9 protein-coding genes are annotated in these 14462 nt (G+C 70.8%); 2 read left to right on the top strand and 7 right to left on the bottom strand.

Annotated elements, in window-relative coordinates; all coding sequences use genetic code 11:
- Window positions 1-308: 308 nt before the first annotated feature.
- The 4 genes from OO57_RS09655 to OO57_RS09640 all read right to left on the bottom strand — a co-directional run bounded on the left by OO57_RS09655 (window position 309) and on the right by OO57_RS09640 (window position 5277).
- Entirely contained in the window at window positions 309-1910 is a 1602-nt protein-coding gene (locus OO57_RS09655; RefSeq protein WP_081973566.1) for a glycoside hydrolase family 13 protein, read from the bottom strand.
- Window positions 1911-1963: 53 nt separating this feature from the next.
- Window positions 1964-2851: a carbohydrate ABC transporter permease gene (locus OO57_RS09650; RefSeq protein WP_033251898.1), complete on the bottom strand. Its 888-nt coding sequence runs from the start codon at window positions 2849-2851 to the stop codon at window positions 1964-1966.
- 2 nt (window positions 2852-2853) lie between these two features.
- Window positions 2854-3798 (bottom strand): carbohydrate ABC transporter permease, encoded by a 945-nt coding sequence (locus OO57_RS09645; RefSeq protein WP_033251897.1) that lies wholly within the window; start codon window positions 3796-3798, stop codon window positions 2854-2856.
- A gap of 75 nt (window positions 3799-3873) precedes the next feature.
- Window positions 3874-5277: an extracellular solute-binding protein gene (locus OO57_RS09640; RefSeq protein ID WP_234337284.1), complete on the bottom strand. Its 1404-nt coding sequence runs from the start codon at window positions 5275-5277 to the stop codon at window positions 3874-3876.
- A gap of 257 nt (window positions 5278-5534) precedes the next feature.
- Between OO57_RS09640 and OO57_RS09635 the strand changes: the two genes are divergently transcribed.
- Window positions 5535-6545: a LacI family DNA-binding transcriptional regulator gene (locus OO57_RS09635; protein WP_033251896.1), complete on the top strand. Its 1011-nt coding sequence runs from the start codon at window positions 5535-5537 to the stop codon at window positions 6543-6545.
- Between the two features lie 66 nt (window positions 6546-6611).
- Here the strand turns inward: OO57_RS09635 and OO57_RS09630 are convergent, their stop codons facing one another.
- The 3 genes from OO57_RS09630 to adhP form a co-directional block, all read right to left on the bottom strand.
- Entirely contained in the window at window positions 6612-10913 is a 4302-nt protein-coding gene (locus OO57_RS09630; protein ID WP_081973565.1) for a discoidin domain-containing protein, read from the bottom strand.
- Between the two features lie 202 nt (window positions 10914-11115).
- Window positions 11116-12129 (bottom strand): LacI family DNA-binding transcriptional regulator, encoded by a 1014-nt coding sequence (locus OO57_RS09625; RefSeq protein WP_033251895.1) that lies wholly within the window; start codon window positions 12127-12129, stop codon window positions 11116-11118.
- A 102-nt stretch (window positions 12130-12231) separates the two neighbouring features.
- Window positions 12232-13245 (bottom strand): alcohol dehydrogenase AdhP, encoded by a 1014-nt coding sequence (adhP, locus tag OO57_RS09620; RefSeq protein ID WP_033251894.1) that lies wholly within the window; start codon window positions 13243-13245, stop codon window positions 12232-12234.
- Between the two features lie 298 nt (window positions 13246-13543).
- On the opposite strand from adhP, the gene OO57_RS09615 reads away from it, so the two are divergent.
- Complete coding sequence (locus OO57_RS09615; RefSeq protein WP_033251893.1) at window positions 13544-14455, top strand: PAC2 family protein; 912 nt, start codon at window positions 13544-13546, stop codon at window positions 14453-14455.
- Window positions 14456-14462: the final 7 nt, after the last annotated feature.

The following is a 14462-nucleotide window of genomic DNA, read 5'->3' as shown; positions in this document are numbered from 1 at the left end:
GCCGTGAGGCCGTGAGGCCGTGAGGCCGTGAGGCCGTGAGGCCGTGAGGCCGTGAGGCCGTGAGGCCGTGAGGCCGTGAGGCCGAGGGCGAGGGGCCGTGAGGCCGAGGGCGAGGGGCCGTGAGGCCGAGGGCGAGGGGCCGTGAGGCCGAGGGCGAGGGGCCGTGAGGCCGGGGGCGAGGGGCCGGGGGTGAGGGGCGGAATTGCCCTTTGGGTAGGGGGGAAGGCGTTCGTGGGATGTGGGAGGGGCCGCGCCGCGCTCCTGTGGGGGAGGGCGGGGCGGCCCCGGGGCTGCTGGGTCCGTCCGGGTCAGGGCAGGCGGATCCAGGCGGCCGTGTCGGGGGGCAGCTGACCGTCGGTCAGCGGCCCGCTGGTGAGGAGCAGGGCGTCGTGCGCGGGGAGGTCGACGGGCTCGGGGCCGAGGTTGACGGCGCAGGCGAAGCCGGTCGTGCCGCGGGTGAGGAGCAGGGTGTGCGGGGCGGCGGGCAGCCAGGTCAGGTCGGCGGGGGCGGCGGCCAGTTCGGTGCGGCGGATCCGCAGCGCCTCGCGGTAGAGCTCCAGCATGGAGTCCGGGTCGCCGCTCTGGGCGGCGACGGTGAGCTGCGCCCAGTCGGCGGGCTGCGGGAGCCAGGGTTCCTTCGCGCCGTCCGGGGAGAAGCCGAAGGGCTGCTCCAGGCCGGTCCAGGGCAGCGGGACGCGGCAGCCGTCGCGGCCGGGGTCGGTGCCGCCGGAGCGGAAGTGCATCGGGTCCTGGAGCCGGTCCAGCGGCAGGTCCTCGACCTCGGGCAGGCCGAGCTCCTCGCCCTGGTAGAGGTAGAGGGAGCCGGGCAGGGCCAGCGTGAGCAGGGCGGCGGCCCGGGCCCGGCGCAGGCCGAGGGCGAGGTCGGTGGGGGTGCCGAAGGCCTTGGCGTCGAAGGCGAAGCGGGTGTCGGTGCGGCCGTAGCGGGTGACGGTGCGGGTGACGTCGTGGTTGCAGAGCACCCAGGTGGCGGGGGCGCCGACGGGGGCGTGCGCGGCGAGGGTGGCGTCGATCGACTCGCGCAGCTGCCCGGCGTCCCAGGGGCGGGCCAGGAAGTCGAAGTTGAACGCGGTGTGCATCTCGTCCGGGCGCAGGTAGCGGGCGAAGCGTTCGGTGTCGGGCACCCAGATCTCGCCGATCAGGACGCGCGGGTGCTCGTAGGAGTCGGCGATGGCCCGCCAGGAGCGGTAGATGTCGTGCAGGTCGTCGCGGTCGAGGTAGGGGTGCGGGTGGGCACCGGGGACGAGGTCGGGCAGGGCCGCGTCCTTGGCGAGCAGGCCGGCCGAGTCGATCCGGACGCCGGCCGCGCCGCGGTCGAACCAGAACCGGAGGATCTCCTCGTGCTCGCGGCGGACCTGCGGGTGGTCCCAGTTCAGGTCGGGCTGGGCGGCGGCGAACAGGTGGAGGTACCACTGGCCGTCGTCGATCCGGGTCCAGGGGCAGCCGCCGAACTCCGACTTCCAGTTGTTGGGCGGCAGTTCGCCGTGCTCGCCGCGGCCCTCGCGGAAGTGGAACAGCTCCCGTTCGGGGCTGCCGGGGGCGGCCGCCAGGGCGGCCCGGAACCACGGGTGCCGGTCGGACACGTGGTTGGGGACGATGTCCACGATGGTGCGGATGCCGTGCTCGCCCGCTTCGGCGATCAGCTTCTCGGCGTCCTGGAGGGTGCCGAACACCGGGTCGACGTCCCGGTAGTCGGCGACGTCGTAGCCGCCGTCGGCCATCGGGGATGGGTACCAGGGGTTGAACCAGATGGCGTCCACGCCGAGTTCGGCGAGGTACGGCAGCTTCGCCCGCACTCCGGCGAGGTCCCCGATGCCGTCGCCGTTGCCGTCGGCGAAACTGCGCGGGTACACCTGGTAGATCGCCGCGTTCCGCCACCACTGCTCTGACACGGTCAGGGTTTCCTTTCAGAAGTTGTTGGACCTGGGGCTCGCCGGTGCGGGCCTCAGCCCTTGAGGCTGCCCGCGGTGAGGCCGGCCATGATGTTGCGCTGGAAGACCAGGAACAGGGCGATGGTCGGGATCGAGGCCAGGAACAGGCCCGCGATCAGGGTGTTCTGCGGCATCGAGGTGGCCGCGGTGTTGACGCCGACGTTGAGCGTCTCGTGCTCGGGCACGGTGATCAGCGGCCACAGGAAGTCCTTCCAGACCGCGACCAGGCCGAAGATCGACACCACGCCGAGGATCGGCCGCGACAGCGGCAGGACCACCGACCAGAGCGTGCGCAGCGGGCCCGCCCCGTCGATGGAGGCCGCGTCGAGCAGCTCGTTGGGGATCGAGTCGAAGAACCGCTTGAGCAGGAAGACGTTGAACGCGTTGGCCACGGTGGGCAGCCAGATCACCCAGGGGGTGTTCATCAGGTTCAGGTGGACCAGCGGCAGGTCGAGCACCGTCAGGTACTGCGGGATCACCAGGGCGGCAGCCGGGATCATCATCGAGGCCAGCATCATGCCGAGGATCACGTTGCCGAAGATCGGGCGCAGCTTGGAGAGCGAGTACGCGGCGGCGACGCAGAAGATCAGTTGCAGCAGCAGGGCGCCGCCCGCGTACACGACGGTGTTCAGCAGCAGCTGGCCCATGCCGAGCCGGTCCCAGGCCTCGGTGAAGGCGTGCGTGCTGGGGTGCTCGGGGACGAGCGTCGGCGGGGTCCGGACCAGTTCCTGGGAGGACTTGAAGCCGCCGGTGGCCATCCAGTAGAGCGGGCCGATGAAGACGACCGTGGAGACGACCAGGGTGGTGCCGAGCACGATCCGGTAGATCCGGCGGCCGCCGGGCTGGTTGAGCCGGACCGGGGAGATCAGGGTGCGGGTTCCGCTGTGGACGGGCTTGCTCATCGTCACTCCTCCCCGCCCCGGCGCTCCAGCCACAGGTAGAGGGCCGAGAAGGCGCCGAGTACCAGCAGCAGGACGACGCCCAGTGCGGCCGCGGTGTTGAACTTGTCGAAGTTGAACGCGTAGTTGTAGAGCATGTAGACCACGGTGGTGGTCGATCCCTGCGGTCCGCCGCCGGTGAGGACGAAGGACTCGGTGAACATCTGCATGGTGGCGACCACCTGCAGCATCAGCATCAGGGAGAGGATCAGGCGGGTCTGCGGCACGGTGACGTGCCAGACGCGGCGCAGCAGGCCGGCGCCGTCGAGTTCGGCGGCCTCGTAGAGCTCGCCGGGGATGCTCTGCAGGGCGGCCAGGTAGACCAGGGTGGCGCTGCCCATGTTGGCCCAGGTGGAGACGATCACCAGGGAGAACATCGCGGTGTCCTGCGAGGCCAGCCAGGACGAGGTGGGCAGGTGCAGGAACTCCAGGATCTGGTTGAACAGGCCGTAGCCGGGGTCCATGAAGTACTTGAACAGCAGGATGCCCGCGACCGGGGGCAGCATCACGGGCAGGTAGACCAGGATCCGCAGGTAGCTCTGGGCGTGCCGGAACTCGTTGATCACGATGGCGGTGACGAACGGCGCCACGAAGCCGAAGAACAGGGCGATGCCGGTGAACTCGAGGGTGTTGCGCCAGGCGGGCCAGAACTCCGGGTCGGCGAAGATCTGCCGGAAGTTGTCGAGCCCGACCCAGTGGGTCTCGCCGTAGCGGACCTTCTGGAACGACATGACGATCTCACGGACCATCGGGTACCAGGTGAACAGCGCGAAGCAGAGCAGCGCGCCGATCAGGAAGGCGTGGGCGCGGAGGTTCCGGGCGAGGGCGCGGCGCAGGTGGCCGCCCGCCTGCGGGGCGCGGGTGCGGGCCTCTTCGGCTCCGGGCCGCCCGCGGGTCAGTGTGGTGGTCATGGGTGGTGACTCCTCGTCAGGGGTCCGGCCGCCGGCCGGACCGCGGGGAGGGCGCGGTCCGGCCGGCGGCACCGGTTACTGGTTGGCCAGGATCTGGTTGGCCTGGGACTCGGCGGTGGCGAGGAGGCTGTCGATGTTCGCGCCGGGGTCGGTCATCGCGGCGGACATCGCGGTGTCGAGGATCTTGTAGAGCTGCTGGGCGGCCGGCGGCTCGGTGATCGACTTGGTGGGGTTCTTGACGTACGGGTCGTAGTTGGACAGCGGCAGGTTGCCGTTGGTCTTCAGCGACTCGGTGATGGCCTTGATCTGCGGCGAGTCCGCGGACCAGAAGTACGGCTGCGGGACGGCGATCGCGACCGGGTCCTTGCTGCTGCCCGCGAGGGTCTTGGCGCGGGCGAAGTTGAACTGGCCGGCGTCCGGGGTCTGGTACTGGAAGTTGATCCAGGCGATCTCGGCCTTGATCTGGTTCGGGGTCTGGCCCTTCTTGATGTAGTACAGGTCGCCGCCGCCGAGGCTGTTGCCCGGGCCGGTGGCGCCCGGCATCGGGCCGAGGCCGTACGCCTTGGCGTCGGCGCCGAGGACCTCGATCAGGTGCTTGATGACGTCGGGGGCGCCGAGGAACATGCCGACCTTGCCGGTGGCCAGCGGCGGGAAGGCGTCGGCCCACTGGGTGATCGGGGTGGCGCCGATGCTCTGGTCGGTGAAGCGCATGTCGTGCAGGCGCTTGAGGACCTGCTTGCCCTCGGGCGAGTTGAAGGCGGCCTTCTTGCCGTCGTCGGTGACCATCTTGCCGCCGAGGCTGTAGAGCTCGGAGGTGAAGTGCCAGCCGCCGGTGTTGCCGCCGGAGTAGTCCTGGTAGCCGGTGATGCCGTTGCCGAGGGCGGAGATCTTCTTGGCGGCGGCCTGCACCTCGTCCCAGGTGGTCGGCGGCTTGTCGGGGTCGAGGCCGGCCTGCTTGAACAGGTCGCGGTTGTAGATCAGGCCGGTGGTGTAGTAGTTGATCGGCAGGGCGTAGACCTTGCCGTCCACCGTCATGTTGTCCTTGACGGACGGCAGCATCGAGGAGAAGCCGGGCAGCGTCTCGTCGTTGACGTACTTGGTGATGTCCTGCGCGTCGCCGGAGTTCAGGGTGGCGTCGCGGTCGGTGAAGTAGGCGTGGAACGCGCCGGTCTCGTCGTGCGCCTTGTACTGCGCGGTCTGCTGGGCCGGGACCTCGCACTGGCCGACGTACGGCTTCGCGTTGATGGTGACGTTCGGGTACTTGGTCTTGAAGAGCGCCAGGTCGTCGGCGTAGTTGGCCTTGCCCGCCGCCTGGTCCGCACCCGGGGCGCAGTCGATGGAGATGGTGACGGTCGCGTTCGGGTCGAGCGGCTTGCCGTCCGCGACGCCGGCCGCGGCGTCGTTGCTGTTGCCGGAGGAGTCGCTGCTGCACGCGGCGGTGCTCAGCAGCAGGCCCGCGGCGAGAGCGAGAGCGGCCATCCGGCTCGATCTGTTCAGCATCATGTACCCCATGGGTGGGAGAGGTTTCGGGTGGGGCCGGGCGAAAGCCGACGTGTGAGGAACGTAGGTCCTTGAACCTCGTCACGCAAGAGGTTGACGAGAAAGTGAAAAGTTACGACTGTGCATCGACGGCTGCGCGACTCCCCGCCCTCCCCGCCCTGGGGCGCAAAGTGCGACTTCAGCCCGCTTGCGGGCTTGCTTGCCGGTTCTTACTTGATTCTGTTCTACTTTTGCGCATGAAGAGCAAGCTTTCCGTGGTCGCGAAGCACGTCGGAGTCAGTGAGGCCACGGTCAGCCGGGTCCTGAACGGCAGACCGGGCGTCGGCGCCGCCACCCGGATCGCCGTCCTCACCGCCCTGGACGTGCTGGGCTACGAACGGCCGAGCCGGCTGCGCGGCGAGCGCGCCCGGCTCATCGGCCTGGTGCTGCCCGAGCTGCAGAACCCGATCTTCCCGGCGCTGGCGGAGGTGGTGGGCGGCGCGCTCGCCCAGGGCGGCTTCACCCCGCTGCTGTGCACCCGCACCGCGGGCCTCGGCGAGGCCAGCCACGTCGGCGTGCTGCTCGACCAGCAGGTCTCCGGGGTGGTCTTCGCGGGCGGCCACTGCGCCCAGGCGGACGCCTCGCACGAGCACTTCGCCCAGCTGCGCGAGCGCGGCGTCCCGGTGGTGCTGCTGAACGCCTCGGTGGAGGAGCTGGGCTTCCCGCAGGTCTCCACCGACGACGCGGCCGCGGTGGCCCAGGCGTACGCCCACCTGGCCGCGCTGGGGCACGAGCGGATCGGGCTGCTGGTCGGGCCCGAGGACCACGTCCCGTCCCGCCGCAAGCTGGCCGCCTTCGTCCAGCAGTACGCCCTGCGCGGGCGCGAGCCGCACCCCGGGTGGGTGGCGCACACCATGTTCGGCCTGGAGGGCGGCCAGGCGGCCGCCGGGCGGCTCCTGGAGTCCGGCGTGACCGGGGTGATCTGCGCCAGCGACCCGCTCGCCCTGGGGGTCGTCCGGGCGGCCCGGCGGGCCGGGCTGGACGTCCCCGGCGACCTGTCGGTGATCGGCTTCGACGACTCGCCCTTCATCAACTGCACCCGGCCGCCGTTGACCACCGTCCGCCAGCCGATCGAGGCGATCGGCCGGGCCGCGGTCTCGCTGCTGGTCGGCCGGATCGACGGCGCCCCGACCGCGCCCGGCGAGCTGCTGTTCGAGCCGGAGCTGGTCGTCCGGGCGTCCACCGGCCCGGCCCCGCAGCGGCCCTGAGGGCGCCGCCGGGCACGACGAAGAGGGCGGGCGCCCGGGGCGCCCGCCCTTCCCGCGTGCGGGGTGCTACGGGTTGACGGTGATGTGCATCGTCGAGGTGGTGTTCTGGATGTCCTTGTAGTTGTTGCTCGTGGTCAGGTGGTTGAAGGTGACGCTGCCGACCGCCGGGCCCTGGCCCGCCTCCGGCATCTCGTTGGCCCAGATGCCGTACCCGGACTTGGCGTCGAAGGCGTCACCGCTCTTCTGCGCCCCGGTGATCGACACGTTGGTGAAGACGGTGTCGGTGATCGGGTTCTGCGGCTGGCCGCCCGAGTAGTTGGTCTGGAACATGATGCCGCTGTAGGTCGGGTCGACGATGTCCACGTCGCTCACCCGGATGCCCTGGAACACCTTGGAGGCGGAGAACACCCAGATCGCCGGGAAGACCTGCTGGCCCCAGAAGTGGCCGCCCGCCCGGACCAGCGAGATGTTCTGCAGGTTGGTGGTGGGCGAGGCCCCGAAGCCGTTCATCGGGTAGCCGAAGTCCAGCGAGGAGATGGTGATGCCCGAGTAGCAGAGGGTGTCCGCGATGTAGATGTTGCGGAAGGTGTTGGCGTAGCCGCCGTACACCGCGACGCCCGCCGCGCGCCAGGTCAGGATCGACGTGAGGTTCTGGAACACGTTGTTCTTCTCGTCCGCGCCGCCCGCGTCGATCGCGGAGAACAGGGCGAAGGAGTCGTCGCCGGTGGCCCGGGCCTCGTTGTTGGAGACCAGGTTGTCGGTCGAGCCGTTGGTCATGTTGATGCCGTCGGCGAAGGTGTCCCGGATCCGCGAGTTGGTGATCGTCATGAAGTCCGTGTTGGCACCCCAGTACATGCAGACCATGTGCTCGGTCCAGATGTTGTCGATCGTGGTGTTCGCGACGTTGGAGAAGTCGAACACCTTGCCGGGGCCGTCGATCCGCGAGGTGTAGTTGCCGAAGTAGGCGAACCCGCTGAAGGTCGAGCCGTTGGCGGTGGCCTCGGCCCGGAAGCCGACGTCGGTGTTGGACTGGCTGGTGGGGGCGTAGAAGCGGGTGAACCACGGGCCCGCACCGACGACCTTCACCGGCTTGCCGTAGACCTGGAACTTGCTCGCGGTCTGGTAGTCGCCGACCGGGAGGTAGACGCCGACCAGGGTGCCGGTGGTGTCCATCCGGACCTTGTCCAGGGCGTTCTGCACGTCCTGGTGCGCGAAGCCGGTCGGGACGACGTACTTCGCCGGGTCCGGGTTGGCGACCTGGGTGGCCTGCTCCAGGCTGACGAAGTCGATCGCGTACTGCGAGGTGTTCGCCGCGTCCTTCTGCAGCTTGATCTTGTGCCCGGCCGGGACGGTGGTGCCCAGCAGGACGTTGGCCTCGTCGTAGATGTGCCGCGGGCTGCCCGCGCTCGGGGCGTTGCCGGGGCTGGTCTCCGAGCCGTACAGCCAGGCGTACTTGGAGGACAGGTCGATCGACTTGAGGAAGGTGCCGTCCACGTAGACGTTCAGGGTGGCGCTGGTGCCGTCGCCGCCCGCCGCGTCCGGGATGGAGAACCGGGTGACCAGGGTGTTGGTCGCCGCCTTGGTGGTGAACTCCACCGAGGAGCCGGTCGAGTTGAGGGTGACGGCCTTGCGGCCGGAGGCCTCGCCCGCCACGTCGCCGATGGTGCGGTTGGGGCCGACCAGCTGGGCGCCGCCGCCGAGCACGCCGTCCTCGGCCTCGTAGTTGTCGAACGGCATGTTGGCGCCGCGGCCGACGTACAGCGACTGGCTGGTGGTGTTGTTGGCCTGCTTGACGGGCAGCTCGTTGCCGTCGTTGGCGATGACCGTCCTGATCGTGTAGCGGCCGTTGGCGGCGGTCCAGCTGCCCAGCGAGACGGGGCTGCTGGTGGCGCCGGGGGCGAGCGTGCCGCTGTACGCGCCGGTCAGGGTCTTCAGCACGGCGCCGGTGGTGGCGTCCGCGACGGTCACGGTGATGCCGTGGCTGCCGGAGGCGCTGGCGACGGTGCCCTGGTTCTTGACCGCGACGGTGAAGTTCACCGCGCTGCCGTCGGCCGGGTTGGAGGGCGACCAGGTGGACGGGGCGGCGACCAGGTCGGAGGAGGCGACCTGGTTGACCGTCAGGGCGTTCGCGGCGGTGAACGAGTTGTTGGTCTCGTCCTGCTCGACGACCTTGTTGTCCTCGTCGACCTTCGCGGTCAGCTGGTAGCTGCCCGCGTTCTGCGCCGGGACCTGCGCGGAGACGGTGGTGGAGGCACCGGCCGCGAGGGCGCCGACACCGGCCGAGCCGACCTTGGTCGCCCCCAGGTAGAAGTTGACCGAGGTGGCACCGGAGGGGTTGGTGCCGGAGTTCTTCACCACGGCCGACAGGGTCGGGGTGTCGGTCTCCACCGGGGTGGCCGGGTTGCTGCTCACCGAGGTGACGGCCAGGTCCGGGTTGGGGGCCGGGACGCCGATCACCTGGAACTCGGCGGCCTGGGCGCCGCTGGAGCCGGAGTTGGCGGTGAACTTCAGCTGCACGTCGGCGACGGTCGCGGACACCGGGATGGTGACGGTGTTGCCGCTCGCCGGGTCGAAGCCGTAGCTCTGCGCCGGGACGATCGTGCTGAAGCCGCTCGCGCTCTGCTCGCGGCCCTGCACCTCGATGGTCTGGGTGCGGGCGCCCCACGCCGAGGCCGGGTTGAGCTTGACGACCACCGCGCTGGTGGTGGCGTTCGCGCCCAGCTTCACCGCGAGGGTGCTCGGGTAGCTGCCCGCCGCGCCCTCCCAGTAGGTGGCGGTGTCGTTGTCGTTGGCGTTGGTCGCCACGAAGGTGAACACCGAGGACGAGGCCGTGATCGGCTTGCCCGCCGCCAGGTTGGTGCCCGTCCCGCCGCCGCTGCCGGTGCGCACCACGGTGTTGGAGGCCGCGGAGGTGTTGCCCGCCGCGTCCTTCGCCTTCACGTAGTACGAGACGGTCGCGGTGTCCGGCTGGCTGTCGGTGTACGTCAGGGTGCTGCCGCCGACGCTGCCGCGCAGCGCGCCGTTGGCGTACACGTCGTAGCCGGTGACGCCGGTGTTGTCGCTGGACGCCCCCCAGGTCAGCTTGACCTGCCCGGCCGCGGGCGAGGTGTACGCCAGGTTCGCCGGGGCGCTGGGCGCCTGGGTGTCGCCGGACTGGCCGGTGCGGGTGACGGTGTTGGAGGCCGCGGACTGGTTGCCCGCCGCGTCCTTCGCCTTCACGTAGTACGACACCGTCTCGCTGTCGGAGCGGCTGTCGGTGTACGACAGGGTGCTGCCGGACACCGAGGTCAGCAGCGCGCCGTTGGCGTACACGTCGTAGCCGGTGACGCCGGTGTTGTCGCTCGCCGCGCCCCAGGTCAGCTTGACCTGCCCGGCCGCGGGCGAGGTGTACGCCAGGTTCGCCGGGGCGCTGGGCGCCTGGGTGTCGCCGGAGGTCGGGCCGTACGCCTCGAACTCGGAGAGCTGGCCGGCCGGCCAGGCGGTGTTGCCGGTGAAGGTCAGCCGCAGGTAGCGGGTGGTGGTGGTCGCCAGGTTGACGGTCACCGTGTTGCCCGCCGCCGGGTCGAACGCGTAGCCGGCGGAGGCCACCAGGTCGGTGAAGTTGCTGCCGTCGGCGGAGCCCTGGACCTTGAGCGTCTCGGTCCGCTTCTCCCAGCCGGCCGGCAGCTTCAGCACCAGCTTGTTGACCGGGACGGCCGAGCCCAGGTCGCCCTGGACCCACTGCGGGAAGGCGTTGTTGGCGCTCTCCCAGTAGGTGGCCTGGTTGCCGTCGCCGACGTTGCCCGCCGTGTAGTTCTGCGAGTAGCCGCTGGCGGTGAAGCTGCGCCCGGCCAGCAGGTTCGCCGAGGCGGAGGTGGTGCCGTAGACCTCCAGTTCGGAGACCTGGGCGGCCTGCCAGCCGGTGTTGGCGGTGATGCTGACCCGCACGTAGCGGGCGGTGGTGGCCCCGAAGGAGATCGTCGCCCTGTCGCCGGAGGCCGGGTCGAAGGTGTAGTTCGCCGAGGAGGTGATGGTGGAGAAGTTGGTGCCGTCGGTGGAGCCGAGCACGCTGAGCGTCTCGGTCCGGGCGCCCCAGGAGGAGGGGACCTTCAGCACCACCGTGTCGATGGAGGCCGCCGAGCCCAGGTCGACCTGGACCCACTGCGCGGAGGAGATGCCGTTGGACTCCCAGTAGCTGTCCTGGTTGCCGTCGTTGACGTTGGCCGCACCGAAGGTGCCGTTGGTGCTGGAGGCGGTGACGGTCTTGCCGAGCGCCAGGTTCGGCCCTCCGGCCGCCTGTGCCGCCGGGAGGAGGGGCCCGGCGAGCAGGAGCATTCCCAGCGTGGCCGACGACGCCGTCAGCCTCGCGGTTATGCGCTTCGATCTCATGACGTCCCTTCACAAGGTCGAGAAGATGACAATCTTCTGTCCATCTTTTGCGTGATGGCAGCCAAGAGTTACAGCGGGGCTACGAACATGTCAACGGATCGGTGCAAGCGTGCGCATACGAAAAGCGGGCGGGCACCGAAGTGCCCGCCCGCTCGGCGGTCTCGTCGTGGCGCCCCGCCAGGGGCCTGCTACCTGCTGCTGGTCAGCTCCGCTCCCGGGCCGGCGCGGTCGAACCGCGCACCACCAGCTCGGGCTCGAACAGCAGCTCGTCGTGGGTGACCCGGACACCGGCGATCTCGCCGACCAGCAGGTCGACCACCGCGCGGCCCATCGCCTCGATCGGCTGCCGGACCGTGGTCAGCGGCGGGTCGGTGCACATCATGAAGGAGGAGTCGTCGTACCCGACCACCGAGACGTCGTCCGGCACCGCGAGCCCGGCCCGGCGCACCGCGCGCACCGCGCCCAGCGCCAGCGGGTCGCTCGCGCAGACCACGCCGGTGACGCCCTGGCGCAGCAGCCGGGTGGTGGCCGCCTGGCCGCCCTCCAGGCTGAACAGCGCCCGCTCGACGTGCTCGTCCGGCAGCTCCAGGCCCAGCTTGGCCACCACGGCCCGGGCCGCGGCCAGCTTGCGCTGCGAGGGCATGTGGTCCAGCGGGCCCAGCACCAGGCCGATCTTCGTGTGCCCGAGCTGGCGCAGGTGGCCGAAGGCCTGCTCGATCGCCACCGCGTCGTCGCAGGACACCCGGGGGAAGTCCAGGTGCTCGATCGCCGCGTTCAGCAGCACCGTCGGCAGGCTGCGCTCGGCGAGGCGCTGGTAGTGGTCGTGCGGGGCGTCGCCCTGGGCGTAGAGGCCGCCGAAGAACACCACGCCGGAGACGTGCTGCTCCAGCAGCAGGTCGACGTAGTCGGCCTCGGAGACCCCGCCCGCGGTCTGGGTGCACAGCACGGGCGTGAAGCCCTGGCCGGCCAGCGCGCCGCCCACCGCCTCGGCGAACGCCGGGAAGATCGGGTTGCCCAGCTCCGGCAGGACCAGCCCGATCAGCCGGGCGCGCTCCCCCCGCAACTGGGTGGGCCGCTCGTAGCCGAGCACGTCGAGGGCGGTGAGCACGGCCGCCCTGGTCGCTTCGGAGACACCGGGCTTCTCGTTCAGCACCCGGCTGACGGTCGCCTCGCTGACCCCGACCTTCTTCGCCACCTCGGCGAGTCGTCGTGTCATGTGCCGAGTGTACGACAGAAAACGCAAGCCGCTTGCGTGGATTTGCAGAAGAGGACGGAACCGGTCGGTTCCGTCCTCCGCCCGCGCCGCCGCCTTGCGGGGTCAGCGCATGTCGAACACCAGTCGGGCCGAGACCCTGCCCGCGAGCACCTCCTCGAAGCAGGCGTTGACCTCCTCCAGCTTGCGGGTCTCCCGGATCACCTTCGTCCGGCCCAGCCGGTGCAGCCGGAACACCTCCGCCAGGTCCTGCCGGGTGCCGACGATCGAGCCGATCACCTTCGTCCCGTTCAGCACCGTGTCGAACACCGGCAGGGTCAGCTCGCCCTCCGCGGGCAGCGCGACCAGGACGAGCGTGCCGCCGCGGCGCAGCGAGTCGTAGGCGGCCCGGAAGGAGGCGTTGGAGACCGCCAGCGAGACCGCCGCGTCCGCGCCGCCGAGCTTGCCGACCTCGTGCGCGACGTCCTGGGTGCGGGCGTCGATCACGTGGTCGGCGCCGAGCTCCTTCGCCAGCTTCAGCTTGTCGTCGGTGATGTCGACGGCGACCGTCTCGGCGCCGAAGATCCGCGCGTACTGGAGCGCCAGGTGGCCGAGGCCGCCGATCCCGGAGATCAGCACCCGGGTGCCGGGCCGGGCGCCGGAGAGCTTCACCGCCTTGTACGTGGTGACGCCCGCGCAGGACAGCGGGGCGGCGTCCATCGGGTCCACCCCGTCCGGCACCGGGACGACGTAGTCGCCGTGCGCCAGCGCGTACTGCGCGTACGCGCCGTCCACCGAGTAGCCGGAGTTGTGCTGGCTCAGGCACAGCGTCTCCCAGCCGGTCACGCAGTGGTCGCACCGGCCGCAGGCGTCGGCCAGCCACGGGATCGCCACCCGCTCGCCGACCTGCACGTGCCGGACGTCCGCCCCGGCCGCCTCCACGATCCCGACGCCCTCGTGGCCGGGCACGAACGGCGGGGACGGCTTGACCGGCCAGTCCCCGTGCGCGGCGTGGATGTCGGTGTGGCACAGGCCCGAACACTCGATCCGCACCAGCACCTGGTGCGGCTCCGGGGTCGGCACCTCCCGCTCCTCGATCTCCAGCGGCTTGGTGAAGTCCCGGACGACGGCTGCCTTCATGTCCTGCTCTCCTCGCAGACCGAACGATGCTGACAAAGCTCGTAAAGGTGACGAATCCCCCGGAACAGCCTGCTGGTTCCGGGTTCGAATCGCGAACGGACGCGCCGCGGGAGCGGGTCGGGCGCACCGCGGGCGCGGGTCGGGCGCGGGTCGGGGCGGACCGGGCCGGGTCGTCGGCCGACGCCACTACGCTTGGGCACCTCACCCGGCCCACGGGGGCATTCAATGCCCGTAGGCTGGGCAGTAAGGGACCACGGGGGCGGCAGTTGCCCCCGCCACTGACGGAGGGAGATGCCGGGTGATCGAGCTGGAAGACCTTCCCGAGTTGATCGACCCGGTGATGATCTGCGCCTTCGAGGGCTGGAACGACGCCGGCGACGCGGCCTCCGCCGCACTCGGGCACCTCGACGAGACCTGGGGCGGCAAGGTGTTCGCCGCGCTCGACGCCGAGGACTACTACGACTTCCAGGTCAACCGGCCCACCATCTGGCTCGACGGCGGAGTCCGCCGGATCACCTGGCCCACCACCCGGCTGTCGGTGGTCCGGGTCACCGAGCCCAAGCCGCGCGACCTGGTGCTCGTCCGCGGCATCGAGCCCAGCATGCGCTGGCGCTCCTACTGCAACGAACTGCTGGGCTTCGCGCACGAGTTGGGCGTCGAACTGGTGGTGATCCTGGGCGCGCTGCTCGGCGACGCCCCGCACACCCGGCCCGTCCCGGTCTCCGGCGTCACCTCCGACCCGGCGCTGGCCCGCTCGCTCGACCTGGAGGAGAGCCGGTACGAGGGCCCGACGGGCATCGTGGGCGTCCTCCAGGAGGCCTGCGCGCACGCCGGCGTCCCCGCGGTGACCTTCTGGGCCGCCGTCCCGCACTACGTCTCCCAGCCGCCCAACCCCAAGGCCACCCTCGCCCTGATCAACAAGGTCGAGGACCTGCTCGACCTGCGCATCCCGCCGGGCGAGCTCGCCGACGACGCCAGGGCCTGGCAGCTCGGGGTCGACCAGCTCGCCGCGGAGGACTCCGAAGTCGCGGAGTACGTCCAGCAGTTGGAGGAGGCGCAGGACACCGCGGAACTGCCGGAGGCCTCGGGGGACGCGATCGCCCGGGAGTTCGAGCGGTACCTGCGGCGGCGCGAGAACCAGGGGCCGAAGGGCGAGAAGCCGATCACCGGGCACGCGACGGAGCGGCCGAAGGACGAGGACGAGGAGTAGGCGCAGC

This window comes from Kitasatospora phosalacinea, assembly GCF_000717185.1.
GTDB lineage: Bacteria > Actinomycetota > Actinomycetes > Streptomycetales > Streptomycetaceae > Kitasatospora > Kitasatospora phosalacinea_A.
This window is presented reverse-complemented; position numbering and strand designations above follow the sequence as displayed.